This window comes from Kitasatospora sp. NPDC004531 (genome assembly GCF_053602195.1).
Genome location: NZ_JBSGDD010000020.1, coordinates 1 through 25176, shown reverse-complemented (window position 1 = coordinate 25176; position 25176 = coordinate 1). Strand labels below are relative to the sequence as shown.

General features: G+C 73.9%; 23 protein-coding genes and 2 tRNA genes. 12 read left to right on the top strand and 13 right to left on the bottom strand.

Going from position 1 to position 25176, the window contains the following annotated elements; translation table 11 throughout:
* Positions 1 to 245 precede the first annotated feature (245 nt).
* Together ACWEMJ_RS11720 and ACWEMJ_RS11715 are read left to right on the top strand one after the other, a co-directional pair.
* Positions 246 to 1112, top strand: coding sequence for a DUF3152 domain-containing protein (locus tag ACWEMJ_RS11720; RefSeq protein WP_452136828.1), 867 nt, complete (start codon positions 246 to 248; stop codon positions 1110 to 1112).
* Positions 1113 to 1287: 175 nt separating this feature from the next.
* Complete coding sequence (locus ACWEMJ_RS11715) at positions 1288 to 2151, top strand: nucleic acid/nucleotide deaminase domain-containing protein (protein WP_452136827.1); 864 nt, start codon at positions 1288 to 1290, stop codon at positions 2149 to 2151.
* A 3-nt stretch (positions 2152 to 2154) separates the two neighbouring features.
* On the opposite strand, the gene ACWEMJ_RS11710 is transcribed toward ACWEMJ_RS11715, so the two are convergent.
* From ACWEMJ_RS11710 to purS, 4 genes are all read right to left on the bottom strand, one after another.
* Positions 2155 to 2967 (bottom strand): sterol carrier family protein, encoded by an 813-nt coding sequence (locus tag ACWEMJ_RS11710; RefSeq protein ID WP_452136826.1) that lies wholly within the window; start codon positions 2965 to 2967, stop codon positions 2155 to 2157.
* A 76-nt stretch (positions 2968 to 3043) separates the two neighbouring features.
* Positions 3044 to 5299, bottom strand: coding sequence for a phosphoribosylformylglycinamidine synthase subunit PurL (purL, locus tag ACWEMJ_RS11705; RefSeq protein WP_452136825.1), 2256 nt, complete (start codon positions 5297 to 5299; stop codon positions 3044 to 3046).
* Positions 5299 to 5976 (bottom strand): phosphoribosylformylglycinamidine synthase subunit PurQ, encoded by a 678-nt coding sequence (gene purQ, locus ACWEMJ_RS11700; RefSeq protein ID WP_452136824.1) that lies wholly within the window; start codon positions 5974 to 5976, stop codon positions 5299 to 5301. The genes purL and purQ overlap by 1 nt, the downstream gene beginning before the upstream one ends.
* Positions 5973 to 6227, bottom strand: coding sequence for a phosphoribosylformylglycinamidine synthase subunit PurS (purS, locus tag ACWEMJ_RS11695; RefSeq protein WP_033250393.1), 255 nt, complete (start codon positions 6225 to 6227; stop codon positions 5973 to 5975). Before purS ends, purQ begins: the two co-directional genes overlap by 4 nt.
* A 411-nt stretch (positions 6228 to 6638) precedes the next feature.
* On the opposite strand from purS, the gene ACWEMJ_RS11690 reads away from it, so the two are divergent.
* From ACWEMJ_RS11690 to ACWEMJ_RS11660, 7 genes are all read left to right on the top strand, one after another.
* On the top strand, positions 6639 to 6956 hold the full coding sequence (locus ACWEMJ_RS11690; RefSeq protein WP_073807183.1) for a histone-like nucleoid-structuring protein Lsr2: 318 nt from the start codon (positions 6639 to 6641) through the stop codon (positions 6954 to 6956).
* 154 nt (positions 6957 to 7110) lie between these two features.
* Positions 7111 to 7183, top strand: a tRNA-Gly gene (locus ACWEMJ_RS11685).
* Between the two features lie 37 nt (positions 7184 to 7220).
* A tRNA-Gly gene (locus tag ACWEMJ_RS11680) sits at positions 7221 to 7293 on the top strand.
* A 165-nt stretch (positions 7294 to 7458) separates the two neighbouring features.
* Entirely contained in the window at positions 7459 to 8433 is a 975-nt protein-coding gene (locus tag ACWEMJ_RS11675) for an ABC transporter ATP-binding protein (RefSeq protein WP_452136823.1), read from the top strand.
* The gene (locus tag ACWEMJ_RS11670; RefSeq protein ID WP_452136822.1) at positions 8430 to 9233 is read left to right on the top strand and encodes an ABC transporter permease; all 804 of its coding nucleotides are present in this window, start codon (positions 8430 to 8432) and stop codon (positions 9231 to 9233) included. Before ACWEMJ_RS11675 ends, ACWEMJ_RS11670 begins: the two co-directional genes overlap by 4 nt.
* Before the next feature lie 49 nt (positions 9234 to 9282).
* A complete protein-coding gene (locus tag ACWEMJ_RS11665) occupies positions 9283 to 10527 on the top strand; it encodes a sensor histidine kinase (RefSeq protein WP_452136821.1) in 1245 nt (414 codons plus the stop codon).
* Positions 10524 to 11138, top strand: a complete 615-nt coding sequence (locus ACWEMJ_RS11660; protein ID WP_452136820.1) for a response regulator — start codon at positions 10524 to 10526, stop codon at positions 11136 to 11138. The genes ACWEMJ_RS11665 and ACWEMJ_RS11660 overlap by 4 nt, the downstream gene beginning before the upstream one ends.
* Positions 11139 to 11168: 30 nt before the next feature.
* On the opposite strand, the gene ACWEMJ_RS11655 is transcribed toward ACWEMJ_RS11660, so the two are convergent.
* The 4 genes from ACWEMJ_RS11655 to purD all read right to left on the bottom strand — a co-directional run bounded on the left by ACWEMJ_RS11655 (position 11169) and on the right by purD (position 17029).
* On the bottom strand, positions 11169 to 12068 hold the full coding sequence (locus ACWEMJ_RS11655) for a phosphoribosylaminoimidazolesuccinocarboxamide synthase (RefSeq protein ID WP_452136819.1): 900 nt from the start codon (positions 12066 to 12068) through the stop codon (positions 11169 to 11171).
* A 93-nt stretch (positions 12069 to 12161) separates the two neighbouring features.
* Positions 12162 to 13706, bottom strand: a complete 1545-nt coding sequence (locus tag ACWEMJ_RS11650) for a N,N-dimethylformamidase beta subunit family domain-containing protein (RefSeq protein ID WP_452136818.1) — start codon at positions 13704 to 13706, stop codon at positions 12162 to 12164.
* A gap of 152 nt (positions 13707 to 13858) precedes the next feature.
* Positions 13859 to 15352 carry a hypothetical protein gene (locus ACWEMJ_RS11645; RefSeq protein ID WP_452136817.1) on the bottom strand — a complete coding sequence of 498 codons (1494 nt, stop codon included), beginning with the start codon at positions 15350 to 15352 and terminating at the stop codon, positions 13859 to 13861.
* A 432-nt stretch (positions 15353 to 15784) separates the two neighbouring features.
* Complete coding sequence (gene purD / locus ACWEMJ_RS11640) at positions 15785 to 17029, bottom strand: phosphoribosylamine--glycine ligase (RefSeq protein WP_452136816.1); 1245 nt, start codon at positions 17027 to 17029, stop codon at positions 15785 to 15787.
* 420 nt (positions 17030 to 17449) lie between these two features.
* Between purD and ACWEMJ_RS11635 the strand changes: the two genes are divergently transcribed.
* A complete protein-coding gene (locus ACWEMJ_RS11635) occupies positions 17450 to 18235 on the top strand; it encodes an SLATT domain-containing protein (RefSeq protein WP_452136815.1) in 786 nt (261 codons plus the stop codon).
* A 228-nt stretch (positions 18236 to 18463) separates the two neighbouring features.
* On the opposite strand, the gene ACWEMJ_RS11630 is transcribed toward ACWEMJ_RS11635, so the two are convergent.
* The 3 genes from ACWEMJ_RS11630 to ACWEMJ_RS11620 all read right to left on the bottom strand — a co-directional run bounded on the left by ACWEMJ_RS11630 (position 18464) and on the right by ACWEMJ_RS11620 (position 20977).
* Positions 18464 to 19114: a hypothetical protein gene (locus ACWEMJ_RS11630; protein WP_452136814.1), complete on the bottom strand. Its 651-nt coding sequence runs from the start codon at positions 19112 to 19114 to the stop codon at positions 18464 to 18466.
* Between the two features lie 45 nt (positions 19115 to 19159).
* On the bottom strand, positions 19160 to 20056 hold the full coding sequence (locus tag ACWEMJ_RS11625) for a GntR family transcriptional regulator (RefSeq protein ID WP_452136883.1): 897 nt from the start codon (positions 20054 to 20056) through the stop codon (positions 19160 to 19162).
* Positions 20057 to 20179: 123 nt separating this feature from the next.
* Entirely contained in the window at positions 20180 to 20977 is a 798-nt protein-coding gene (locus ACWEMJ_RS11620) for a carbon-nitrogen family hydrolase (RefSeq protein WP_452136813.1), read from the bottom strand.
* Between the two features lie 159 nt (positions 20978 to 21136).
* On the opposite strand from ACWEMJ_RS11620, the gene ACWEMJ_RS11615 reads away from it, so the two are divergent.
* Positions 21137 to 21964, top strand: coding sequence for a maleylpyruvate isomerase family mycothiol-dependent enzyme (locus ACWEMJ_RS11615; protein WP_452136812.1), 828 nt, complete (start codon positions 21137 to 21139; stop codon positions 21962 to 21964).
* A 4-nt stretch (positions 21965 to 21968) separates the two neighbouring features.
* Here ACWEMJ_RS11615 and ACWEMJ_RS11610 read toward each other — a convergent pair whose 3' ends face one another.
* Positions 21969 to 23321, bottom strand: a complete 1353-nt coding sequence (locus tag ACWEMJ_RS11610; RefSeq protein WP_452136811.1) for an MFS transporter — start codon at positions 23319 to 23321, stop codon at positions 21969 to 21971.
* Between the two features lie 71 nt (positions 23322 to 23392).
* Entirely contained in the window at positions 23393 to 24592 is a 1200-nt protein-coding gene (locus ACWEMJ_RS11605; protein WP_452136882.1) for a M64 family metallopeptidase, read from the bottom strand.
* Positions 24593 to 24885: 293 nt separating this feature from the next.
* On the opposite strand from ACWEMJ_RS11605, the gene ACWEMJ_RS11600 reads away from it, so the two are divergent.
* On the top strand, positions 24886 to 25149 hold the full coding sequence (locus tag ACWEMJ_RS11600) for a helix-turn-helix domain-containing protein (RefSeq protein ID WP_452136810.1): 264 nt from the start codon (positions 24886 to 24888) through the stop codon (positions 25147 to 25149).
* Positions 25150 to 25176: the final 27 nt, after the last annotated feature.

Genomic DNA, 25176 nt, shown 5'->3' with positions numbered 1-25176 from the left:
GTCCCCATCCCGGGGGCGGCCCGTCGCCGTCCTCCCGGGGCGGCGGCGCTCACAGCCGGCGACGGCGGGCGGTCGGTCGACACCGGCACCTGCCTGTGGCTTCTTCCGTTCGGGCCGTGCGGGCGGGCATGGCGCCCGAACGGCCCGATGGAACCGATCAGGGCCATACCGCGTATGTTGACGGTGTGGCACCTTCACTCGAACGGGCCACCCGAACAACGCGCCACCGCCCCGGGGGGATCCAGATGCGCGCAGCTCAAAGGTCGTCCCGCCGACGCGCCGCCGCGGCCCGGCGACGCCTTGCCCGCCGGCGGACGGCCGCCGTGCTGGGCGGCGCCGTGGCGATCGCCGTCCTGGGCACGGCCGGATTCGTCGCACTGCACCAGGGGGGCTCCGCGTCCACGGCCACCGACGACCCGACCACCCAGGCCCGGGCCGTGCCGCCGCTGACCGACTCCGCCCCCAGCACGCCGTCCCCCGAACCGTCCGGCCCGCCGCCGTCCTCCTCCGCACCGCCCTCCGCGCCGCCCTCCGCACCGGAGATCGTCGGGCGCGGCAGCGGCTCCTTCACCACCGCCACCGCCAGCGGCGGCCGGTTCGGCACCGGCGGCGTGCTGCGCCGCTACCAGGTGGAGGTCGAGAACGGCATCGGCATCGACCCGAACACCGCCGCGAAGGCCATCCAGACCGTCCTGTCCGACCCGCGCAGCTGGACGACCGACAAGCGCGACAGCTTCCAGCTGGTCTCCTCCGGCGAGTACGACTTCACCGTCAAGATCGCCTCCCCCGACACCGCCGACTCGATCTGCGCGCTCGGCGGCCTCGACACCCACAACGAGGTGAACTGCGACGTCGGCAAGCAGGTGGTGGTCAACTCCAAGCGCTGGCTCACCGGTTCGCCCGAGTTCAACGGCCCCCTGGACGACTACCGCGCCCTGATCATCAACCACGAGGTCGGCCACCGCATCGGCCGCGGCCACGAAACCTGCCCCGGCAAGGGCAAGCCCGCCCCCGCGATGATGCAGCAGATCTACGGCCTCCGGGGCTGCGTCGCCAACGCCTGGCCCTACGACGCCAAGGGCAAGTACATCAGCGGCCCCTCCGTCCCCTGACCGGCGCCCCCGCTCCGGCACCGAGCGCCCAGCAGTCCATAGGCTGTCGGCATGCCGCAGCTCGAACCCGTCACCCGCACCGAGCTGGAGCAGGTCTACGGGCCGGACCCCGACGAGGTCCTCGCCCGACTGTCCGAGAAGCTGCGGCGGATCGAACCCGACCTACGGAGCCCCCATGACCGCCGCACTCACCCAGCGCCTGCTCGACCGTTTCGGGCCGGGTGGCCTGTACCGTCCCGATCCTGCCGCGCTGGGCGGCACGGTGGCCTCGGCCGGGACGGTGGGGCTGCTCGGCGGGGCGGGGCTGCCGTTGCAGGTGGGGCCGTACTTCGCGGCGGAGCCCGGGCAGCCGCTGCGGCTCGGCGACTGGGCGCGCGGGGTCGGGCTGGACGCCGAGGGGCGGGCCGAGGCCGACTGGGTGCGGCTGGGCAACGACCGGGGCGCGGAGCTGTGCGTGGACGGGGAGGGCCGGGTCCGGGCGGTGTACCTGGCCTTCCGGGGGCCGTCCGTCCCGGTCAACGCCTCGCTCGGCGCGTTCCTGGAGAGCCTGTGCGACCTGGACGAGAACCTGCGGGCGCTGGCCGCCGCCGAGCGCCCGGACGAGGTGTTCCGGCTGTTCTCGGCGGCGGAGGGCCGGCTCCGCGGCACCGACCTGCGGGCGTTCGAGAGCGACGAGCAGTGGTGGCCCCGGGTGCTGGAGGACATCCGGCACACCCGGGGCGTGCCCGGCTACGCCGCGTTCAAGGTGCGCGGCAGGGACGGCGAGCCGCAGATCGTCACCGCCGACGGCTCGCTCGCCCTGCACGCCGAGGAGGCGCTCTGGCACCGGCTGTCGGCGGCCGGCCTCGACCCCGAGGACGTGGTCGAGGTCTACACCGAGCTGCAGGCCTGCACCATGCCCGGCCACTACTGCGCGATGTGGATGGCCCGGGCGTTCCCGAACGCCGAGTTCACCCACAGCTACGACTACGGCGACACGGCGGCCGAACGCGACGCGGGCATCCGGGAGTTGGCCGCCGCGCTGGCCGAGCAGGGGTGAGCGTCAGCCCAGCACCGGCAGGTAGCCGGACAGGTCGCTGCGCTCGCCGCTCGCGCTGAGGGTGGCGTCCAGCGCGGCGGGCCAGGCGAGGCGGCCGGTGGCGAGGCGGATCCAGGTCAGCGGGTCGGTCTCCACCACGTTGGGCGGGGTGCCGCGGGTGTGCCGGGGGCCTTCGACGGCCTGCACCACGGCGACCGGGGGGATCCGCAACTCGACCGCGCCGCCCGGCACCTGGACGGCGAAGGCGTCGGCCAGCAGCCGCGCGGTGGAGGCCAGCGCGAAGCGGTCGTGCGGGAAGGCGGCCAGGCCCAGCGCGTCGGCCAGGTCGTCGGCGTGCACCACCGTCTCCACCAGGCGGGTGACCAGGAAGTCGGCGAGCAGCATCGGGCCGAACCGCATCAGCAGCACCCGGCCCGGCTGCTGCCCGTCCGCGCTGTCCAGGACGCGCCACAACTCGCCGATCTGCCGGTCGAGTTCACCCGACACCTGGGCGGCGTCCCCGGCGAACTGCTCGGCCACCAGCTCCACCGCCGTGGAGTTGATCGCGGCCGCCGCGGTGCGGGTCTGCGAGGCCCAGTACAGCGGTGTGATGGGCGGCTTCGGCGGCAGCGGGTCGTGCAGGTGCAGCGGCACCCAGCTGGCCACCATGCCGAGGTGGGCGACGAGTTCGCGCACCCGCCACTCCCCCAGCCGGGTCGGCAGGGCGAGCTGGTCGTCGTCCAGCGAGCGGACGGCGGCGGCGATCGCGTCGAGCTGCCCGGTGAGCGCGGCGCGCACCTTCACCGGGTCGTAGGTTCGGGGCTTCACGGTGGGCATGCCCGCAGCGTACAAAACGCCGCAGGGCGGCCGGCCCGGATTCCTCCGGAACCGACCGCCCTGGGTTGACGAACCGTCAGGCGAGCAGCGACTCGATGACACCCGTGTGGGCGTCGCGCAGCTCGGCCAGGGTGACGGTGAACTGGCCCTGGACCTCCAGCGCCTCGCCGTCCACCACACCGATGCGGGCGGCGGGCAGGCCGCGGGCGCCGCACATGTCGTTGAACCGGAGCTCCTCGCTGCGCGGGACGGCCACCACGGCGCGCCCGGCGGACTCGGAGAACAGGAACACGAACGGGTCGATGCCCTCGGGGACGACGACGCGGGCGCCGTTGCCGCCCTTGAGGCAGCTCTCCACCAGGGCCTGCGCGAGGCCGCCGTCGGAGAGGTCGTGGGCGGCGTCGACCATGCCGTCGCGGGAGGCGGCGATCAGGATCTCGCCCAGCAGGCGCTCGCGCTCCAGGTCCACCTTGGGCGGCAGGCCGCCGAGGTGGTTGTGCACGACCTGCGACCAGGCGGAGCCGCCCAGCTCGTCGGCGGTGTCGCCGAGCAGGTAGAGCAGCTGGCCCTCCTCGGCGAAGCCGACCGGGGTGCGCCGGGTGACGTCGTCGATGACGCCGAGCACCGCGACCACGGGGGTCGGGTGGATGGCGACGTCGCCGGTCTGGTTGTAGAGCGAGACGTTGCCGCCGGTGACCGGGGTGCCGAGCACCTGGCAGGCGTCGGCCAGGCCGCGGGTGGCCTCGGCGAACTGCCACATCACGTCCGGGTCCTCGGGGGAGCCGAAGTTGAGGCAGTCGGAGACCGCGAGCGGCTTGGCGCCGCCGGCCGCGACGTTCCGGTAGGCCTCGGCCAGCGCCAGCTGGGCGCCGGTGTACGGGTCCAGCTTGGTGTAGCGGCCGTTGCCGTCGGTGGCGACCGAGACGCCGAGGTTGGTCTCCTCGTCGATCCGGATCATGCCGGAGTCCTCGGGGGTGGCGAGCACCGTGTTGCCCAGCACGTAGCGGTCGTACTGGTCGGTGATCCACGCCTTGGAGGCCTGGTTCGGCGAACCGGCGACCTTCAGCAGCGCGTCCTTCAGGCCGGCGCCGTCGGTCGGGCGGGCGAGCCGCTCGGCGGTCGGGGCGTCGGCCTGCAGCGCGTCCTGCCAGGACGGGCGGGCGTACGGGCGCTGGTAGGTCGGGCCCTCGTGGGCGACGGTGCGCGGCGGCACGTCGACGACCTGCTCACCGTGCCAGAAGATCTCCAGGCGCTCGCCGTCGGTCACCTCGCCGATGACGGTGGCGATGACGTCCCACTTCTCGCAGATCTCCAGGAAGCGGTCGACCTTGCCGGGCTCGACGATGGCGCACATGCGCTCCTGCGACTCGCTCATGAGGATCTCCTCGGGCGAGAGCGTGTGGTCGCGCAGCGGCACGGTGTCCAGCTCGATCCGCATGCCGCCGGTGCCGGCCGAGGCCAGCTCCGAGGTGGCGCAGGACAGGCCGGCGCCGCCGAGGTCCTGGATGCCCGCGACGAGGTCCTCGCGGAAGATCTCCAGGGTGCACTCGATGAGGAGCTTCTCCTGGAACGGGTCGCCGACCTGGACGGCGGGGCGCTTGGCCGGGCCGGTCGCGTCGAAGGTCTCCGAGGCGAGCACCGAGACGCCGCCGATGCCGTCGCCGCCGGTGCGGGCTCCGTACAGGATGACCTTGTTGCCGGGGCCGGAGGCCTTCGCGAGGTGGATGTCCTCGTGCTTCATCACGCCGACGCACAGCGCGTTGACCAGCGGGTTGCCCTGGTAGCAGGAGTCGAAGACGACCTCGCCGCCGATGTTCGGCAGGCCCAGGCAGTTGCCGTAGCCGCCGATGCCCGCGACGATCCCAGGCAGCACGCGCCGGGTGTCCGGGTGGTCGGCCGCACCGAAGCGCAGCGGGTCCATCACGGCGACCGGGCGGGCGCCCATCGCCAGGATGTCGCGCACGATGCCGCCGATGCCGGTGGCCGCGCCCTGGTAGGGCTCGATGTACGACGGGTGGTTGTGCGACTCGACCTTGAAGGTGACCGCGTAGCCCTGGCCGACGTCGACCACACCGGCGTTCTCGCCGATGCCGACGAGCATCGCGTCGTTCTTCGGGGCCTTCTCGCCGAACTGCTTGAGGTGGACCTTGGAGCTCTTGTACGAGCAGTGCTCCGACCACATCACCGAGTACATGGCCAGCTCGGCGCCGGTCGGGCGGCGGCCCAGGATCTCCCGGATCCGCGCGTACTCGTCCTGCTTGAGGCCGAGTTCGGCCCAGGGCTGGGCGGCGTCCGGGGTCTGCTCGGCGTTCTTGACGGTGTCGAGGCTCATCAGGCGTTCACCAGCTGCTTCAGGACGGAAGTGAAGAAGCCCAGGCCCTCGGTGGTCGGACCGGTGAGCGGCTCCACGGCGTGCTCCGGGTGCGGCATCAGGCCGACGACATTGCCGGCGGCGTTGGTGATGCCGGCGATGTCGCGGTACGAACCGTTCGGGTTCAGCTCCAAGTACCGGGCCACGATGCGGCCTTCGGCCTCGAGTTCGTCGAGGACGCGCTCGTCGGCGACGAACCGGCCTTCGCCGTTCTTGAGCGGAACGACGATTTCCTGGCCGGCCGAGTAATCGTTGGTCCAGGCCGTCGTGGCGTTCTCGATGCGGAGCTTCTGGTCGCGGCAGATGAAGTGCAGCGAGTCGTTCCGGGTGAGCGCGCCGGGCAGCAGGTGCGATTCGCACAGCACCTGGAAGCCGTTGCAGATACCGAGGACCGGCATTCCCAGCTTCGCCTGCTCGATGATGGTCTCCATCACCGGCGAGAAGCGGGAGATGGCACCGCAGCGCAGATAGTCGCCGTAAGAGAATCCGCCCGGCAGGACGACCGCGTCGACCTGGTGGAGATCCTTGTCACGGTGCCAGAGGGCGACCGGCTCGGCGCCGGCCAGGCGGACCGCGCGACGGGCGTCGCGGTCGTCGAGGGAGCCGGGGAAAGTGACGACGCCGACGCGGGTGGTCACTTGCCCTCCTCCTCGACGCGGACGGTGAAGTCCTCGATCACGGTGTTGGCGAGGAAGGTTTCGGCGGCCTCGCGGATGCGGGCGAGCGCGGCGTCGTCGACCGGCCCTTCCAGCTCCAGTTCGAAACGCTTGCCCTGGCGGACGTCGGCGATCCCGGCGAATCCCAGACGGGGCAGTGCGCGCTGCACCGCCTGTCCCTGCGGGTCGAGGATCTCCGGCTTGAGCATGACGTCGACTACGACGCGTGCCACTGGCACTCCCGGTGGTGATTGCGTTCAGGCGGGGGACCTTCAGCCTACCTGTGTCGGAACGGCATCTTGCGGCCCACCAGCGGCAACGCGCGTAGACCCACGCCCCTTACGCGACAAGGCTTCCGCGCCTCTCCGGACCCCGGCCGCCATCCCATTTCGTCGGTTTAATCCCGTCTGTAACGAGGCAGTATCGGCATCCGAGGGAACCCCGTGAATATCCGGAAAAAAGGAATCCCGAACTCTTCGATTTCAGTAGCTTCCGGGTGCAGAATAGGGCGACCGGCAGCCGAACGCGCCGCATCTCGGCGTGGGCCCTCCCTGCCCGCCGACGGATGCCGTGATCCCGGCCCAGCGGACCGGCGGGGCATCCGAGACCACCGTCGGCCGAATTGCCCGAGAGGATTGACACCCATGGCTCAGCGTGTAGTCGTCACGCTCTCCGACGACCTGGACGGCGGCGCCGCCGCGGAAACCGTCCACTTCGGCGTGGACGGGAAGTCGTACGAGATCGACCTGTCCGCCGACAACGCGGAAAAGCTCCGGGAGGCGCTCGCCCCGTTCGTGGCCGCCGGGCGCCGGCAGAGCCGCAGCGGGAAGTCCTTCCGCCGCACCGCGCTGACCCCCGACCCGGCCGCGGTGCGCGCCTGGGCGCAGTCCAACGGCATGGAGCTGCCCGCCCGCGGCCGCATCCCGAAGCACGTGTACGAGGCGTTCTCCGAGAACAACTGACCCTTCCCGGCGGCCCGTTGAGGGCTGCCGGCCCTTCCCCGGCCGGGTCGCCGGGGAAGGGTGGGGCGAGCAGGCCGATTGATGTTGTAGAGTATTTCTCGTCGCCGCAACCGGGGGAACAACCCGAGCGGGGCGGCCGGTGCCCAGGCACCGTGCGGACGTGGCTCAGTTGGTAGAGCATCACCTTGCCAAGGTGAGGGTCGCGAGTTCGAATCTCGTCGTCCGCTCGCAGTCAGCGTTATCGGCTGTACAACTCAATATCATGCGGACGTGGCTCAGTTGGTAGAGCATCACCTTGCCAAGGTGAGGGTCGCGAGTTCGAATCTCGTCGTCCGCTCCGGTTCCGAAGGCCCCCTCACCGAGGGGGCCTTCGGCGTTTCCGGCCCCCGACCGGTCCGGGACCGGCCCGATGACATTTGTCATCGCCGACCCGTGGAACTCCACCGGCACCCGGTGACGGCCCGCACTACTGACCGGTACCGGCCGACGGGAGGCTGGAGCCATGACCGACACCAGCCGTCCCCGCCCCGCCGTCGAGGCCCGCGGCCTGCACCGCCGCTACGGACCGTCCGGCGACGCCGGGTTCGAGGCCGTCCGCGGCCTGGACCTCACCGTCGCCCCCGGCGAGCTGTTCGCGCTGCTCGGCACCAACGGCGCCGGCAAGACCTCCACCCTGGAGGTGCTGGAGGGCCTGGCCGCGCCGAGCGCCGGCCAGGCCCGGGTGCTCGGTCTGGACCCGGCCCACGACCGGGCGGCGCTCCGGCCCCGGATCGGCATCATGCTCCAGGAGGGCGGCTTCCCCGGCGAACTCACCCTCGTCGAGACCGGCCGCTGCTGGGCCGGACTGACCAGCGACGCCCGCACCGTGGACGAGGCGCTCGACCTGGTCGGCCTGCTGCCCAAGCGCACCGTCCGGGTCAAGCAGCTCTCCGGCGGCGAGCGCCGCCGCCTCGACCTGGCGATGGCCCTGCTCGGCCGCCCCGAGGTGCTGTTCCTGGACGAGCCGTCCACCGGCCTGGACCCGGAGGCCCGCGCCTCGGTCTGGCGGCTGATCCGCGAACTGCGCGCGGCCGGCACCACGGTGCTGCTCACCACGCACTACCTGGAGGAGGCCGAGGAGCTCGCCGACCGGCTGGCGATCATGCACGGCGGCCGGGTGGTGGCCGGCGGCACCGTCGCCGAGGTGCTGGCCGACCACCCCGCCCGGATCGCCTTCGAACTGCCCGAGCGCACCGGCCCGCACGCCGCCCTCGACCTGCCCGCCCTGCCCGGCGCCGAAGCGGCGATCGACGGCCGCCGGATCACCCTGCGCACCGCCGACCTGCAGAGCACCCTGACCGAACTGCTCGGCTGGGCCGCCCGCCACCGGGTCGCCCTGGGCCGCCTGGACGCCCGCAGCGCCTCCCTCGAAGAGGCCTTCCTCGCCATCGCCGCCTCCGACGCGGCCACCCCGCCCCGGATCGGACGTGCCGCATGACCGCCGCAACCACCCCCGCCGGACGCCTGCTCGCCCTCGGCCGCGCCGAGGCCACCCTGCTGCGCCGCAACCGCACCGCGATGTTCATGGCGCTGGCGCTGCCGCTGGTGCTGGTCGGCGCGCTCAGTTCGATCCTCGACCAGGCCGCCGAACGGACCCCCGGTCTGAACGTGGACGCCAACCTGATCGCCGGCGCGATGGGCATCGTGCTGCTGATCGTCGTCTACTGCAACCTGACCACCGCCTACACCGCGCGGCGCAGCGAGCTGGTGCTGAAGCGGCTGCGCACCGGCGAGGCCACCGACGGCGAGATCCTGGTCGGCACCGCCGCCCCGTCGATCGCGCTGGCGCTCGTGCAGTGCCTGCTGCTGGGCGTCGGCGGCGCGGTGCTGCTCGACCTGCCGGTGCCGGTCAACCCGGTGCTGATGGTGCTCGGCCTGGGCCTGTCGGTGGCGCTGCTGGCGGCGCTGGCCGCCGCGTCCAGCGCCATCACCAAGACGGTGGAGAGCGCCGGCATCACCACCCTGCCGCTGCTGCTGGTGGCGCAGCTCGGCTCCGGCCTGATGGTCCCGCTGGAGTCGCTGCCGGACGCGGTGGCGGACGTCTGCCGGCTGCTGCCGACCACCCCGGCGCTGCAGCTGCTGCGGATCGGGTGGTTCGGCACCGACGGCTCCGGGCCCGCCGAGGGCTTCGCCGGGACGTGGGGCCAGGGCGCGATGCCGCTGCTGCTGGCCGTGGTGTGGGCGGCCGCGGCGGCCTGGGCCGCCCGCCGCTGGTTCCGCTGGGAACCGCGCCGATAGATTCTCCGGAGTCGTCCGGAAGCCGGGAAAGAGGAACCACGCCGTGCGGATGAGCAGGCCGCGACCGATCCGCCGCTGGCAGGCGCTGTCCAAACCGCAGCGCATCGAGCTGTACGTGCGGTGGTCGCTGTACATCGTGGCGGTGGCCCAGCCGCTGGCCGCGTTCGGCTCGCTGGCCGGCCTCGCCGACGGCGACGAGCTGCCGACCGGGTTCCGGCTGCTGATGCTCGGGGTGCTGGTGTCGTCGGTGCTGAACATCGTGATGTTCCGCACCGGCCTGGCCGCGTACCTCGGGCGCCGCCCGCACCCGTACTGCTGGGCGGCGCTGTCGGCGGCGGTGTCGGCGGGCCTGGCCCTGGCCGCGATGCTGACCGGTGGCCCGCTCACCCCGGACTCGCCGACCGCGCCCGCGGCCGGTGTCGTGGCGAGCATGGCGGCGACCTGCTGGATCACCGCCGCGTCGGTCGCCCTGCCGACCCGACCGGCGCTGCTCGGCGGGCTGGTGCTGGTGGCCGCGACGGCGGTGCCGCCGGCGGTGGCGGGCGTCCATCCGGCGGCGGCAATCAGCATCGCCGTCGGCATCTCGATCGGCGCGACGGCGGCCGCGGCCGCGGCCCGCTGCTCGGCCTGGATGGCCAGGGTGGTCTGGGAGTTGGACGGGGCCCGGGAGGCCCAGGCCCGGCTCGCGGTCGCCGAGGAGCGGCTGCGGTTCTCCCGCGACCTGCACGACGTGCTGGGCCGCAACCTGGCCACCATCGCGCTGAAGAGCGAGTTGGCGGTGCAGCTGGCCCGCCGCGGCCGCCCCGAGGCGGTGGACCAGATGACCGAGGTGCAGCGGATCGCCCAGGACTCGCAGCGCGAGGTCCGCGAGGTGGTGCGCGGCTACCGCACCGTCGAACTGCACACCGAGCTGATCGGCGCGGCCTCGGTGCTGCGGGCCGCGAACGTCGACTGCCGGACCGAGCTGGCCGGCGCAGAGGCGCTGCCCGCCGAGGCGCAGTCGGTGCTCGGCTGGGTGGTGCGGGAGACCGCGACCAACGTGCTGCGGCACTCCGAGGCCGCCAACTGCACGATCCGGCTGCGGCTCTCGGGCGGCGTCGCGGTGCTGGAGGTGGAGAACGACGGGGTGCCCGCCGTCCCGCCGTCCCGCACCGAGGGCGCGGGCAGCGGGCTGCGCGGCCTGCGCGAACGGCTGGCCGCCCACGGCGGCACTCTGACGGCGGCCGGGACCGGCCCCGGGCGGTTCCGGGTGACCGCCGAACTACCGATGGCAGCAAGGGAGTCCGTGACGTGACCGACCGGGTGCGGGTACTGCTCGCCGACGACGAGCATCTGATCCGGGGAGCGCTGGCGGCGCTGCTCGCGCTGGAGGACGACCTGACGGTGGTCGCCGAGGCGGCGTCCGGCCCGGAGGCGCTGGCGATGGCGGCCGCGCACCGCCCGGACGTGGCGGTGCTGGACCTGCAGATGCCGGGCCTGGACGGCCTGGAGGTGGCGTCCGAGCTGCGGCACCGGCTGCCGGAGTGCCGGGTGATGATCGTGACCGGGCACGGCCGGCCGGGCTACCTGAAGCGGGCCCTGGAGGTCGGGGTGCGCGGCTTCCTGCCGAAGACCGTCTCCGCCTCCGACCTGGCGGGCATCATCCGCACCGTGCGGGCCGGCGGCCGCTACGTGGACCCGGAGCTCGCCGCCGAGGCGATCAGCGCCGGCGACTCCCCGCTGACGCCGCGCGAGACGGACGTGCTGGAACTGGCCGCCGACGGCTCCTCGATCGCGGAGATAGCCGACCGGGCCTCGCTGTCGCAGGGCACCGTCCGCAACTACCTGTCCTCGGCGGCGGGCAAGCTCGGCGCGGAGAACCGGCACGCGGCGGTGCGGATCGCCCGCGAGCACGGCTGGCTGTGACGGTGCGCCACAGCCGGCCGGGCGGCGGCGTCACTTCCAGGTGAGGCCGGTGAGCTTCTCGTACGCGTCGATGTAGCGCTGCCGGGTGTGCTCGACGATCTCGGCGGGCAGCGCCGGCGGCGGGTTGTCGCTCCTGCGGTCCCAGCCGGAGGCCGGCGAGGTCAGCCAGTCGCGGATGATCTGCTTGTCGAAGGACGGCTGGTCGCGGCCCGGCTGCCACTCGTCGGCCGGCCAGTAGCGGGACGAGTCCGGGGTCAGCACCTCGTCGCCGATGACCAGTTCGCCGTCCAGCAGGCCGAACTCGAACTTGGTGTCGGCAAGGATCAGGCCCCGGTCGCGGGCGATCTCGCGGGCCCGCGAGTAGACGGCGAGGGTGGTCTGCCGCAGGGTGGCGGCCAGCTCGGCGCCGACCCGGTGCGCGGTCTCCTCGTAGGAGACGTTCTCGTCGTGCTCGCCGACCTCGGCCTTCAGCGCCGGGGTGTAGATCGGGGCGGGCAGCTCGGAGCCGTTGTCCAGGCCCTCCGGCAGCGCGATGCCGCACACCGTGCGGGACGCCCGGTACTCCTCCAGGCCGGAGCCCGCCAGGTAGCCGCGGGCCACGCACTCCACCGGCGCCATCTCCAGGCTGCGGCAGATCAGGGTGCGGCCGGCCCAGTCGGCGGGGGCGCCCTCGGGCAGTTCGGTGGAGATCACGTGGTTGGGCACCAGGTCGGCGATCCGCTCGAACCACCACAGCGACAGCTGGGTGAGGATGCGGCCCTTGTCGGGGATCTCGTTGGGCAGCACCCAGTCGTAGGCGGAGGTGCGGTCGCTGGCCACCATCACCAGGTTGCCGTTGCCGTCCCGGTACAGGTCGCGCACCTTGCCGGTGTGCAGGTGGACCAGGCCGGGCACCTGGGCCGGCTCGGGCTTGGTGACGAATCCGCTCACGGTCGTAACGTCCTCACAGCTGGGGGGCTCTGCTGCGGGGAGTCTTTCATGCGGGCGGGGACCGGGGCGGGCGCGGCCCCGCCCGGTGCCTGGTCAGGGGCCGGTGCGGCCCTCCTTGCAGAGGTGGTCGAGCAGGTTGGCGGTGGCCCGCTGGATCCGCTCGTCGGTGTGCCCGGGGCGGTCCAGCGCGGGCGACCAGGCGAACGTCCCCGAGGCGAACACGTACGCGCCGCTGGGTGCCCGGTACAGCGAGGTCTCCTGGTGGGTGAGCCGCCCGGCGGCGTCCCGGTACGGGGAGTGCGCCAGCAGGGTGCGCTCGGTGCAGGCCGGCAGGGCGACCTTCGGGTAGTAGCGGTCGGCCTCGCCCGCGACCAGGCCGGGCAGCTCCTCGCCCTCGGCGAGGCCGGTGCCCTGCCACAGCCAGTGCGCGGTGTTCCGGGCCACCAGCGGCACCGGCGCGGGCACCGAGCCCGCGTACTGGATGCCCAGCAGGTGCTGCTCCGGCTCGCCCGCGTCCCGCCACAGCGCGCTCGGCGCGCCCGGTGCGCCGGCCGCGGGGTGGTCGGCGGAGACCTTCTGGCGCTTGCGGCAGTTCAGCAGCCGGGACGGCTCGCCGTTCGCGCCGGCCGTCAACTCCACCCGCCAGTACAGCGAGTTGGCGGACAGGAACACCAGCGAGGTGCCGCCGTCGCGGGCCCGTTCCACGGCCCGCCGCATCGGCTCCGACCAGTACTCGTCGTGCCCGGGGAACACCAGCGCCTTGTACCGGGCGGCGTCCACCAGGCCGGCGTGCAGGTCGGTGGCGGTGGCGTAGCCCAGGTCGTAGCCGTACCGCTCGGCCCACCGGATGAAGTCGTACGCGTGCCCGACGTGCAGCGGCAGCCCGGCCCCGGCGTGCGGCCGGTCGAAGGAGACCGTCACGGCCGCCTCCGCCTCGCCGACCAGCCGCCCCGCCGCGTCCCACGCGTGGTACAGGCTGGCGCCGCGGTGCCCGTCCTCCGGGAACAGGTTGTACGCCTGCCAGGTCACGTCCGGCAGCACCAGCAGCAGGTCCGCCGAGTCGAAGTCCCGGACGGTGAACGGGATGTGGCTGCGGTGCCCGCCGTCGGCCGTGGTCAGCACCGCCACGTACGCGCCCGGCCGCCAGTCCTGCGGGACCTGCAGCCGCCAGGACTGCCACCAGTGGTGGCAGGAGACGGTGCGGTCGGCGACCATCGGCGGGGGCTGGACGAGGCCGGAGATCAGCGGGCTGGAGGAGACCTGGCGGGCGCCGTCGCCGCCGTCGTGGCCGATCCGGTAGACGTCGACCTGGAACTCCTGCGGCGGGTGCACCGTCACCCGGAGGTCCAGCGAGCCGCCCGGGCGCGCCACGCTCGACGAGGCGAACCCCTTGATCTGCTGCCGCACGTCGTCCGCGTTGCCCGGGCCGCTCACCGCCGGACGCGGCCGCCGGGCGGCGCCCTCCAGCGGGCGCTGCCCCGGGGCGTCCACGCTCACGTACCAGGGCACCGCGCCCTCGCCGTCCGCCAGGTAGTGGTCGGGGCTGCGCAGCCACGGCAGCGGGCCCTGGCCGAACGGATCGGACACCCCGTGCGCCAGCGTGCCGGACTCCCACCGGCGGTTGGATTCCGTTCCCACACGCCCCTCCCACACCCTTGCGCATCCGCCGAGGGTGGCATGTGCCATGCGGATGTGCGTGCGGACCAGCACACCACTTTTGCTGGCGCAGTGTCACCCCACCGTAGCAATTAGTACCGACGAAACCGGGATTCCCGGGATCTTTCGGAAATTCAGCCGGAAAGCCGTACCGGACGCTCCAGCCGCACCCCGGCCCGTTCCAGCCAGGCCCGCAGCGGCCCGTCCTGCCCGGCCTCCGCGGCGGCCGCCACCGCGGGGGCCAGCGCCGCCCGGGGCGCCGCCCGGGACAGCAGCACCGGGCCGTCCAGCCAGTCGAGGCCCGGATCGGCCGTGCCCGCGTCCACCGCGGCGCAGCAGACCGTGGCGGTCAGGTGCTCGACCAGCAGGTCGCGTCCGCTGCGCACGGGTGGCAGAGGGGGCGCGACCTCGGCCGCGCGCGCCACCCTGCCCGCCAGTGCGGCCGCCAGGGTGTCGGCCTCGCCCGCCGCCAGCCGGGCCAGCAGTTTGTCCAGCGCGGGCCCGGTGTGCGGGCGGTCGTCGTCGCCGAGGGCGGCCTGCAGGGCGGCGGCGCTCTCCCGCCAGCCGTGGTCGACGACCTGCTCCGGGTAGTCGTCCCAGTCCAGCGGCTGCCAGCCGCCGGGCGGCTCCTCGTGGAGCAGCTCGGCGGCCAGCCGGGACACCCGGGCGTCCACCAGGCCGGGCTCCTCCAGCAGGTCGCAGGCGGGGCGGTCGCCGAGCCGGTTCCCGTAGCCGTCGGCCAGCCGGTCGCGGCGGGACAGCTCGGTGAGCGCGGAGACCACGCCGGCGTTCAGGTGCGAGGGGTGCCGGCCGAGCCTCCAGGCGGGCAGCGCGACCCGGGTGAGCAGTCGGTCCCAGCCCGCGTAGGCCAGCCCGACCTGCTCCTGGGCGGCGATCCGCAGCCCGTAGTCGACGGCCTTGGCCTGCTCGGACGCCCACGCGGCGACCGCGTGCTCCAGCTCGGCGGAGTGCTCGCGGCAGGCCCCGAGCAGCCGCCGGTCGATCCGGTCGACCAGCGCGCCCGGCCCGCGGTGCCGGTCGCCCAGCGCGGCGTCCAGGGTGCGCAGCCAGCGGCGGGCGGCCGCGATGTCCGGGTCGGCGGCGGCCGCCGTGCCCGCCACCACCGGGGCCAGCAGGGCGCGCAGCTCGCCGGCCCGCATCCACCACAGGAACGGGGAGCCGATCACCAGCACCGGCGCGCCGGGCGCGGCCCGTCGGCCGGGCCGGTGCGGTTCCTCCAGCCAGCTGTCGCAGTCGGGGGTGAGCGCGATCGCGGCCGGCGCCGGCACCTCCAGCCGGCCGGCCAGCTCCTCGATCAGGCGGTACAGCTCCGGCGCGTCCGCCCTGCTCAGCGGCACCGCCGGGGTGACCGGCGGGACGGCCCGGCGGTGCGAGCGGGCCACCAGGGCGGCCAGCAGCAGCACCAGCGCGGCGACCGCGCCGACCGCCCAGCGGATGCCGTCCCAGAGCGCGGCGTCCGGTGAACCGGCCGCGCCTATCCGTCCGGTGAACCGCCCGACCAGCAGCACCGCCGCGCAGGCGGCGGGCAGCGCGGCGGCGGCCACGGCCCGCCCGCGAAGACGCAGGACGGCCCGGGCCCGTGCGCGTGCGGTGTCCACTGCAGCCATCGCCGCGGCACCCCCTTCGCAGCCGACTCGACTCGATCAATTCCGGTACGGGAAGCGGCGGGTGCCGAACCCGGTGGTGCGACTCGCGTGGCGCTCTCCTGCCAGTCTCGACGCCCCGGTACGGGCGGGTGTTCCGGAACCCCGGGGAGACCACCCGTCCTGGTGACACCTCGGCGGGGCGCGCCACCGCTCCCAGCATCCCCCGGGCGCGTCGTGCCGACGAGCCGCGCCCGCGCCGGTGCCCCCGCCCCTGCGCGATGCAGCGCACCCTACGGCGGAGGCTCCGGCTCCGTCAGCAGGATGACCAACAGATCACCCGAAGGACTGCTTTTTCGACGTGCGGCCCACTCCGCCGCCACCTCGGGAAACGCCGCGGGGCGCTGCGTCCGGACGGGTCGGTCCGGGCGCAGCGCCCCGCGGGGGCCTTCTTCTTTACTGTGCGGCCTTCGCCGCGATGTCGGTGCGGTGCTGGGCGCCCTTGAAGGAGATCTTCGCCAGGCCGGCGTACGCCTTGGCCCGGGCCTCGGCGAGGTCGGCGCCGGTGGCGGTGACGGACAGCACCCGGCCGCCCGCGGTCAGCACCTCGCCCTCGGCGCCCGCCTTGGTGCCGGCGTGCAGCACGAACGCGGTGCCGTCGGCCTCCGCGTCGTCCAGGCCGTCGATCGGGTCGCCGGTGCGCGGGTTCGCCGGGTAGCCCTCGGAGGCCAGCACCACGGTGACCGCGGCGTCCTCGGACCAGCGCAGCGGCTCCAGTTCGGCGAGCGTGCCGTTGGCGGCGGCGAGCAGCACGCCGGCCAGCGGGGTGCGCAGCCGGGCCAGCACGACCTGGGTCTCCGGGTCGCCGAAGCGGGCGTTGAACTCGATCACCCGGGTGCCGCGCGAGGTCAGCGCCAGGCCCGCGTACAGCAGGCCGGAGAACGGGGTGCCGCGGCGGCGCAGCTCGTCGACGGTCGGCTGGAGGACCGTCTCCAGCACCTCGCCGACCAGGCCCTCGGGGGCCCACGGCAGCGGGGTGTAGGCGCCCATGCCGCCGGTGTTGGGGCCCTGGTCGCCGTCCAGCGCGCGCTTGAAGTCCTGCGCGGGGACGAGCGGCAGCACGGTGGTGCCGTCGGTGATCGCGAACAGCGACACCTCCGGGCCGTCCAAGTACTCCTCGATCACCACGCGGTCGCAGCCCTTGGCGTGCTCCAGCGCGGCGGCGCGGTCCTCGGTGACCACGACGCCCTTGCCGGCCGCCAGGCCGTCGTCCTTCACCACATAGGGGGCGCCGAAGGCGTCCAGCGCCTCGGCGACCTCCGCCTCGGTGGTGCACACGTAGGAACGCGCGGTCGGGACGCCGGCCCCGGCCATCACGTCCTTCGCGAACGCCTTGGAGCCCTCCAACTGCGCGGCCTCGGCGCTCGGGCCGAACACCGGGATGCCGGCCGCCCGCAGCGGGTCGGCGACCCCGGCCACCAGCGGGGCCTCCGGGCCGACCACGACCAGGTCGGCGGCCAGCTCGCGGGCCAGCGCGGTGACCGCCGCACCGTCCAGCTGGTCGACCGGGTGCAGGGTGGCCACCCGCGCGATCCCGGCGTTGCCCGGGGCGCAGTGCAGCTCGGTGACAGCGGGATCTTGGGACAGGGAGCGGCACAGGGCGTGTTCGCGGGCGCCGCCGCCGATGACGAGGACCTTCACGCCCCGCAGCCTAGTCGGTGGCCCGTTCCGGACCGTCGGCGGCTCCGTACGAAGCTCCAATTCGTGGGCGAATCCGGCGCGCCCCGTTCATGCGAACGCACAATCGCAGCTCGAACGGGTGAGCAGTCATGCGGACGGCCCGGCTTCACCTCGCTCGGACGGGTGAAATCCGGCCGGGCAGCACAACCCTCCGACCTCGGCTTCCGGAGGTGAAATCACATAACGATCACTCCGGAAGCGCCCCCACGGTCAGCCATTTGGCGGTAAGAAGTGCTGTTGGACAAGGACCCGGCCGCACGCCGGGCACGGCACCATGGACGGCTCCGCCAAGCCCGCGCCGAGATCGATGTCCGCACCGCACCGCCGGTCCCGGTACCCCGCCGGGCCTCCGCAGTCACCCCGCCACAGGGAGCGCCACAGGTGAGCCAGCCGGAAATGCAGCCCGAGGAGAGTCCTTGGGGCAAAGAGGTCGCCGATGACGACCAGCCCGTCCCGGGCTCCGGCGGACGGATCCACACCCGCCGCCGCACCGACCTGAGCGCCCGTCAATTCCCGCTGGGCGACTGGGGCGAGCCCGCCGAACGGCTCGAAGAGCTGTACCGCTGGTCCGAGGAGCGGGCCGTGGAAGCCATCGAGTGGTACCGCCGCGACCGCGTCTGGAAGCGCCGCTGGGCCCGGCTGCTCCGCTTCGCCGCCGGCGTCTTCACGGTCGGCGGGGTCGGCGCCCCGATCCTCTCCCTCACCGACGTCGTCCCGCACGCCCTCGAATGGGGCTACGCCGGCCTCGCCCTCGCCGCCGCGTCGCTGGTCGCCGACCGCGCCTTCGGGCTCACCTCCGGCTGGATGCGCGACGTCTCCACCTCGCAGGCCCTGCAACGGCGCCTGGAAGCCTTCCAGTTCGACTGGGCCTCCGAGTGCGTCCGGGAGGTCCTCGGCCCCACCGAGGGCACGGCCGGCGAGGCCGCCGAACGCTGCCTCGGCGTGCTGCGGCGCTTCTGCGAGGACGTCTCCGACATGGTCCGCACCGAGACCTCGGAGTGGATGCTCGAATTCCGCGCCGGCATGACGCAGCTCCCCACCCAGGCGGCCGGCGCCTGGGGCGGACGCAACGAGGTCGGCACCGGCGCGCAGGTCCGCGTCCTGCCCCCGCCGGGGGCTCGGCCGACCATGCCACGCCAACGTCCCCCGGAGGGGCCCCTGCGCTGAAAGGGCGCGAGACGCAGGAGGGTGCGAAACCGGGGGCGCGGGGAACTGCGCGACAAGCGCAAGGCCCGTCCGCAAGGTCGCGATCAAGTGCAAGTCGCTGTCCTGCGTCGCGATCTTTGCGGTGGGGTGCCTTCCGCTTCGCGCAGTTCCCCGCGCCCCTGTTTTCGCGCCCATCCGCGTTCGCGCCCACCGGGCTTGCGGGAATCTCCCCGCGCGAAAAACTCGCCCCTACGCGAAGACGATCATGGAGCCCTGGGAGACGCTGCGGGCCGCGGCCGCGTAGAGGCCGGCCCAGGCGTGGCGTTCGCGGGCGAAGGGGTGCTGGAAGTCGTCGATCGGCGGGCCGAAGGGCTGTTCCAGTTGGGTGGGGCCCAACGGGCGGGTGGGCGCCGGGGGGTTGAGCGGGTCGATGCCCAACAGCGGGGCGACCGCCTGGAGTTCGCGCAGCAGGCCGTAGGAGGAGCCCAACGGGCCGCCTGCGGCGAGGAGTTCGTCGGCGACCAGCGGCACCGCGAACTCCACCGGGACGTACGCCCCGGCGTGGTCGAAGTGCCAGACCAGGTGCGACTGTTCGGCGGTGGCCTCGAACATCTCCAGGAGCTGTTCGTAGTCGCTGCCGAGCGCGTCCACCGGTGCCACCTCGAAGCCGGTGAGCCCCAACAGGTAGGCGCGGCGCAGGAAGTGGAGCGAGTCGTAGTCGAACGCGGCTATCGTCTCGACGTCGCCGGTGAAGCCGGGCACGTAGGGGTGGACCGGGACGGGCGGCAGCCCGTGCTGGGCGAGTACCCCGTTGTAGCGGTCGAGGTCGTCCCGGAACGGGTTCTCGGGACTGGTGGTGAGCACGTCCACGAGCGGGACGAGCCAGAGGTCGCAGGCCATGGGCCGGCTCATCCTCTCGGTCGGGCGGGGCAACGGGCCCCAACCCTACCGGCCCGTGGCGGGCTCCCCGCGCCCCGGCCGGAACGACCGGGTGAACCGGCCGGGCGGCACGAACCTGGGCAGCGGGACGCGCCCCAACCCGACGGCGCCGTGCGCCGGTTGGGCGTCGTCCGGCTCCTGCCCGGGGGCGGCTGACGGTACGTCGGCCTCGGCCGACTCGCGCAGCAGCCGCAGGACGGGGTACCCGTCGAGCGGCCGGCCGAGCAGCCCGGCGAGGAGTTCGACGGTGAACAGGTTGTACTGGTTGACCAGCCGCCGGGCGCCTTCGTGGTCGCGGGCCTCGATCCGGTCGACGAGTTCGCCGTGCCCGTCCCAGCAGACGCCGGCCAGGTCGCCGGCGGCGCGCAGGTGCGGGGCGGCGAACATCCAGGACTGGACGCGCAGCCAGCCGAGGTAGTCGGCGATCCGCTCGTTGCACAGGATGGCGGCGGCCTCCTGCCAGAACCGCAGGTCGCAGCCGACCAGCACGTCGAGGTGGCCGGCCCGGGCGGCCCGGGTGGCCGCGTCGGCGCGGCGGCGCAGCGAGACCGTCCGGGACCAGTCGTAGGGGTGCGGCCGGTGCCCGAGGTTGCGCAGCGCGCTGTCGGTGAGCAGCGCCCGGGCCTCGAAGATCTCCAGGTAGTCGTCCCAGGTGAACTCGGGGACGGTGAAGCCGCGGTGGGGTTCGCTGACCAGCAGGCCCTGCGCGGCGAGGTCGACCAGGGCTTCCCGGGCGGGGGTGGCGGAGACGCCGTAGACGTCGGCGATCTCCTTGACGGTGAAGTTGCGGCCGGCGGGCAGTCGGCCGGCCATCATCTCGTCACGCAGGGCGTCGGAGATCTGCTCGCGGAGGCTGTTGCGCCGGATCAGGGCACGGCCGCTCCCGGCTCCCACGCCGACCATGGCCACCCCACCCCTCCTCCGGGCCGTACCGCTGCCGGACAGCTCCCAAAACGCGCACAGATTACCCCGGAATGGTCAATCCGGACCAAGGTACGGCAATGTGCGGGGAAATGTCAGATTTGTTCACCGTTGTACCGGTGCCGGGATTCCGAGCAGCCGGTCCCGGTGGACCGGGAATTCGGCGCGGCACTTGGCCACCTCGGCGGGGTCGAACTCGACGCCGAGCACCTGCTCGTCCGGCCCGGCCTCGGCGAGCACCCGGCCCCACGGGTCGACGACCAGGCTGCGGCCGGCCTGTTCGACGCCGCCGTGGGTGCCGGCGGTGTTGCAGGCCAGCACGTAGGCCTGCTCCTCGACGGCGCGGGCGCGGGCCAGCAGGTTCCAGTGCTCGGCGCGCCGGGCGGGCCAGGCGGCGGGGACCACCAGCAGTTCGGCGTCGGCGTCCAGCAGGGCCCGGAACAGTTCGGGGAAGCGCAGGTCGTAGCAGGTGGCCAGGCCCAGGGTGGCGAAGCCGGCGTCCGCGGTGACGATCTCCTGGCCGGCGCCCATCACGACGGCCTCGCCCCGGTCGAAGCCGAAGCGGTGGATCTTGCGGTAGGTGCGGACCAGTTCGCCGTCCGGGGCGAACAGCAGCGAGGTGTTGTAGATCGGCCCGTCGGGGTCGCGTTCGACGATCGAGCCGGCGTGCAGCCAGCAGCCGACCGCGCGGGCGGCGGCGGACATCGTCTCGGCGGTGGGCCCGTCGAGGGGTTCGGCGCCGTCGGACCAGGCGTCGTAGGCGAAGCCGCCGACCGGCCACAGTTCGGGCAGCACCACCAGGTCGGCGCCGTCCTGGGCGCGGACCAGCGCCGCGGCCCTGGCCCGCCGCTCGGCGGCCGGCTCGGTGTCCGAGACCGCGAGTTGGATCAATGAAGCGCGCACAGTACCACCGTCCACGACAAGAGTCCTACGATCGTCACCCGAAAGCGCTGCCCTGCTCTCACCCGGCAGCGTAACGTGCCGTATGCGCGTCCGTGCGAAGGTCTCGGCAGCCCGGGCGACGTGGGACGACGCAAGCCGACGGAGGGGCCGGAGATACCCGTGACGGACAACCAGACCGTGCAGGCGTACACCGATGCGTGGACGCAGTCGATCGAGTCCATATCCGAGCTGCTCGCCCCGTTGCCGACCGACGCGTGGAACCGGGCCACCGAGTGCCCGGGCTGGTCGGTGCGCGACGTGGTGTCGCACGTCATCGGCGTGGAGTCGGAGCTGCTCGGCGACCCCCGGCCGATCCACGCGCTGCCGCGCGACCTGCGGCACGTCACCAACGAGTTCACCCGGTACATGGAGCTGCCGGTGGACAAGCGCCGCTGCTGGACGCCGGTGGAGATCACCAGCGAGCTGGAGTACACGGTGATCCGCCGCTCGCGGGCGCTGCGCAACTCCCGGCACTCGGCGGAGGACCTGGTGCGCTGGCCGGCCGGCCCGCTGTCCCGGGAGATGCCGTACGCGACGATGCTGCGGCTGCGCGCCTTCGACGTGTGGGTGCACGAGCAGGACCTGCGCCGGGCGCTCCAGGAGCCCGGCAACCTGGACTCCGCGGCGGCCCTGGTCACTCGGGACCTGCTGATCGACACGCTGCCGAAGCAGGTCGCCAAGGAGGCGGGCGCGCCGATCGGCAGCACCGTGGTCTTCGACGTGGCGGGCGCGATGCCGTTCCAGCGCACCGTCCGGGTCGGCGCGCACGGCCGGGGCAGCGTGGACGAGTCGGTGGACGCCGCCCCGGACGTGCGGCTGGCGATGGACTGGCAGACCTTCGTGCGGCTGTGCTGCGGCCGGGTCAACCCGGAGACCGCGCTGGTCAACGTGGTCGGCGACGAGGAGCTGGGCAGCCGGGTGCTCGCCCACCTGACGAGCACCCCCTGATCCGCTACCCGGCGGCGGCCAGCTTGCGCCGCAGCCGCAGGATCATCGCCGTCCCGAGCAGCATCGGCAGCAGCTGGAAGCAGAACGCCAGCTGGTAGGCGTGCGCGCCGTAGCCGTCGCTGCCCGGGTCGGCCAGCGCGTCCAGCAGCACGCCGATGCCCAGCAGGGTGATCATCGAGCCGATGAATCCGCCCATGTTGGCGATGCCCGACGCGGTGCCCATCCGCTCGGCCGGGTTGTGGGCGCGGGCGTAGTCGAGGCCGATCAGCGAGGCCGGGCCGTTGCTGCCCATCACCAGGACCAGCACCACCAGCAGCCACAGCGGCGGCCGGCCGTGCGGCCAGGCCAGGGTGACCGTCCAGCAGAGCGTGGTGGCGGCCAGCACGGTGAAGGCGACCGGCAGCCGCAGCGCCGCCGAGCGGGAGATCAGCCGGCCGAACAGCAGGCCGAACGCCATGCTGCTGAGCACCAGCAGGCTGAGCAGCCCGCCCGCGCCGGCCCGGGACATGCCCTGGCCCTCGACCAGGTAGGGCAGCCCCCAGAGCAGGCCGAACGCGGACGCCGGGAACGCCGTGGTGAAGTGCACCCACAGGCCGAGCCTGGTCCCGGGCTCCGACCAGGCTGCCCGGATCAGGCCGCCGACCGGCGGCCGGGCGCCCTCCCGGGGCGCCGGCACCGCGGCGGCCGGGCCGGGCGGCGCCTCCCGCAGCAGGGCCAGCACGGCGACGAAGACCGGCACCCCGGTGAGCGCGATCACGCCGAAGGTGGTGCTCCAGCCGGCCGTGTGCAGGGCCTGCGCGAGCACCACGGTGGTGACCAGGTTGCCGCCGGTGCCGACCAGGCCGGTGAGCTGCGCGACGAACGGGTTGCGGGCGGCAGGGAACCAGCGGGCGGCGATCCGCAGCACGCTGATGAAGGTCATCGCGTCGCCGCAGCCGAGCACCGCGCGGGAGGCCAGCGCGGGCGCGAACGCGGTGGAGAACGCGAACGCCAACTGGCCGGCGCTCATCAGCGCCACGCCGAGCAGCAGCACCCGGCGCGGGCCGATCCGGTCGACCAGCAGGCCGACCGGGATCTGCATCCCGGCGTACACCAGGACCTGCAGGATGGAGAAGGTGGACAGGGCGGAGGCGCCGATGCCGAACCGGGCGGAGGCGTCCAGCCCGGCCACGCCGAGGCTGGTGCGGTGCACCACGGCCAGGACGTAGACGGCGACGCCGATCGACCAGGCGAACCAGGCGGCCCGGCCGCCGGGCGGGTGCGGGACGGCCGCGACGGGGCCGGTGCGGGCTTCCTCGGCGCGACGGGGAGCGGGTACGGACAGGGACGGTGCGGTGGGGACGGGGTCCACGCTCATAGTGCAATCAGGCTAGTCATCCCATCACCTGACCTTTTCGTCAGGGTATGCCCGACCTGCCCGGGGCCCGCTCAGCCCGCGAGCGTCCAGCTCACCGACCGCGTCATGTACTGGGCCCGGAACGCCTCGTCGCGCACCCAGTCGGTGGTGTCCTGCACCGTCGCGGTGACGGTGTGCCGGCGCCCGGGCGACAGCGCCAGCCCCGCGGTGTCCAGCCAGGTGCCGTCCGCGGTGGCGGCGTCCACCGGCCGGCCGTCCAGCGTCCAGTCGATCCGCAGCTGGCGCGGGCCGGTCAGGGCCAGCGGCCGGACGTGCAGCTTGGGCCGGCCGTCCACCTGCCCGGGGGCCGGCTCGGGGGCGTCGGTGGGCTTCACCCGGCGGTACAGCTGCTCGACGATCGCCTCCCGGGACGGCAGGTTGTACACCCCGCCGAGGCTGCGCATCACCGAGTCCTCGGTCGGCCGGTACAGCCCGTTGGCGCTGCGGTAGGCGCCCACCGGCCCGCCGCCGTCCGGGGAGACCGCACCCAGCCAGCGCCACCACTTGACCTTCTCGTGCGCCATCTCCTCGGCGTCCGCCAGCGACAGGTTCGGGTAGTCCGGGTCGCTCGGGGCGCTGTCGTACTCGTCGCCCAGCGCGCCGACGGTGTGGCCGATCTCGTGCTGGATGATCCGCCCGGCGTCCGGGCTGCCGCCGGCCAGCGTGGTCACCCCAGTGCCGCCGGCCCCGCCGTACTCGGTCGAGTTGGCCAGCGCGATCAGGTACTGCGGGCCCTCGCCCTGCCCGGCCCAGCGGGCGGCGGCGGTCTCGTCCGCGCACAGCAGGCGGGCGGTGCCCTCGCACCAGAAATGCATGCCCAGCGGGGTGTCCGGGGCCTTCCCGGCGCTCTCGGTCTCGGCGATCCCGGCCTCCGGGGAGACCACGTCCACCCGCCGTATGTTGAAGAACCCCTGGTAGGTGCGGAACGGCTCGATGTCCAGCAGCGCGTGCCAGGCCCGGTCCGCCTGCTCGTGGAAGAGCTGCTGCTGGGACGCCGTGTAGCCGTCGCCCAGCAGCACCAGGGTGATCCGGTTGGCCGGGTCGCCGGACATCCGCAGGTCCACCGCCGGCGCGCCGGGGGCCCGCAGGTCGGGGCGGGCGGCGGGCGGCACGGCCCGGTCCGGACCCGGCAACGGCGGGCCTATCGCGGTGGACGGCGAGGGCGAGACCAGCTCCACCACGGCGGGCAGCGCCGCGGCGGCGACCAGCAGCAGGGCGGCCGCGGAACGCATCACGGGGCCGGGGGCACCAGGCGGCATACGCGGGAGTCCTCGCTGCGACGACACCCGGCCTGACTGCGCGGGTGGCTGGTCGCACAGACGTACCCATCCCGGCCGCGGCCCCGGCGCGGACGGCGCGAAACTCCCTCGGGCGGCCCAATGCACGCCCCGCCCCGAAACCCCCGGGGCAGAGCGATCGGAGCAGCCAATTCCGAAAGCCCGCACCGCAGTTGGAAACGGTCAACGGGCCGCCCCCGGGCGGGATACCCTGCCGGACGGAAGCACCAGGGGGAAGGACGGCGGATATGGAGAACGGGCCGGAGACGGACCCACGCACGGCATTCGGGCAGGCCCTGCGCACACTTCGGCAGGGGGCCCGGCTGACCCAGCAGGAGCTGGCCGTCAAGGCGGGCCTGGGCATCCGCACCCTGTCCGACCTGGAACGCGGCACCGCCGGACCGCGCCCGGCCACCGCCGCGCTGCTGTCCGCCGCGCTCGGCCTGGACCGCTCCGGCACCGAGGCCTTCCACACCCTCGCGCACGCCGCCTGGCGCACCGCCCGGGCCTGAGCGGCGCGGGAGAGACGCCGCGGCCCC

Excerpts from the sequence above, each read along its gene's own strand:
- ACWEMJ_RS11720 (WP_452136828.1), top strand. The coding sequence starts at position 246 with ATGCGCGCAGCTCAAAGGTCGTCCCGCCGACGCGCCGCCGCGGCCCGG.
- ACWEMJ_RS11715 (WP_452136827.1), top strand. The coding sequence starts at position 1,288 with ATGACCGCCGCACTCACCCAGCGCCTGCTCGACCGTTTCGGGCCGGGT.
- ACWEMJ_RS11710 (WP_452136826.1), bottom strand. The coding sequence starts at position 2,967 with ATGCCCACCGTGAAGCCCCGAACCTACGACCCGGTGAAGGTGCGCGCC.
- purL (WP_452136825.1), bottom strand. The coding sequence starts at position 5,299 with ATGAGCCTCGACACCGTCAAGAACGCCGAGCAGACCCCGGACGCCGCC.
- ACWEMJ_RS11690 (WP_073807183.1), top strand. The coding sequence starts at position 6,639 with ATGGCTCAGCGTGTAGTCGTCACGCTCTCCGACGACCTGGACGGCGGC.
- ACWEMJ_RS11675 (WP_452136823.1), top strand. The coding sequence starts at position 7,459 with ATGACCGACACCAGCCGTCCCCGCCCCGCCGTCGAGGCCCGCGGCCTG.
- ACWEMJ_RS11670 (WP_452136822.1), top strand. The coding sequence starts at position 8,430 with ATGACCGCCGCAACCACCCCCGCCGGACGCCTGCTCGCCCTCGGCCGC.
- ACWEMJ_RS11665 (WP_452136821.1), top strand. The coding sequence starts at position 9,283 with ATGAGCAGGCCGCGACCGATCCGCCGCTGGCAGGCGCTGTCCAAACCG.
- ACWEMJ_RS11645 (WP_452136817.1), bottom strand. The coding sequence starts at position 15,352 with ATGGCTGCAGTGGACACCGCACGCGCACGGGCCCGGGCCGTCCTGCGT.
- ACWEMJ_RS11630 (WP_452136814.1), bottom strand. The coding sequence starts at position 19,114 with ATGGCCTGCGACCTCTGGCTCGTCCCGCTCGTGGACGTGCTCACCACC.
- ACWEMJ_RS11625 (WP_452136883.1), bottom strand. The coding sequence starts at position 20,056 with ATGGTCGGCGTGGGAGCCGGGAGCGGCCGTGCCCTGATCCGGCGCAAC.
- ACWEMJ_RS11610 (WP_452136811.1), bottom strand. The coding sequence starts at position 23,321 with ATGAGCGTGGACCCCGTCCCCACCGCACCGTCCCTGTCCGTACCCGCT.
- ACWEMJ_RS11605 (WP_452136882.1), bottom strand. The coding sequence starts at position 24,592 with ATGCGTTCCGCGGCCGCCCTGCTGCTGGTCGCCGCCGCGGCGCTGCCC.
- ACWEMJ_RS11600 (WP_452136810.1), top strand. The coding sequence starts at position 24,886 with ATGGAGAACGGGCCGGAGACGGACCCACGCACGGCATTCGGGCAGGCC.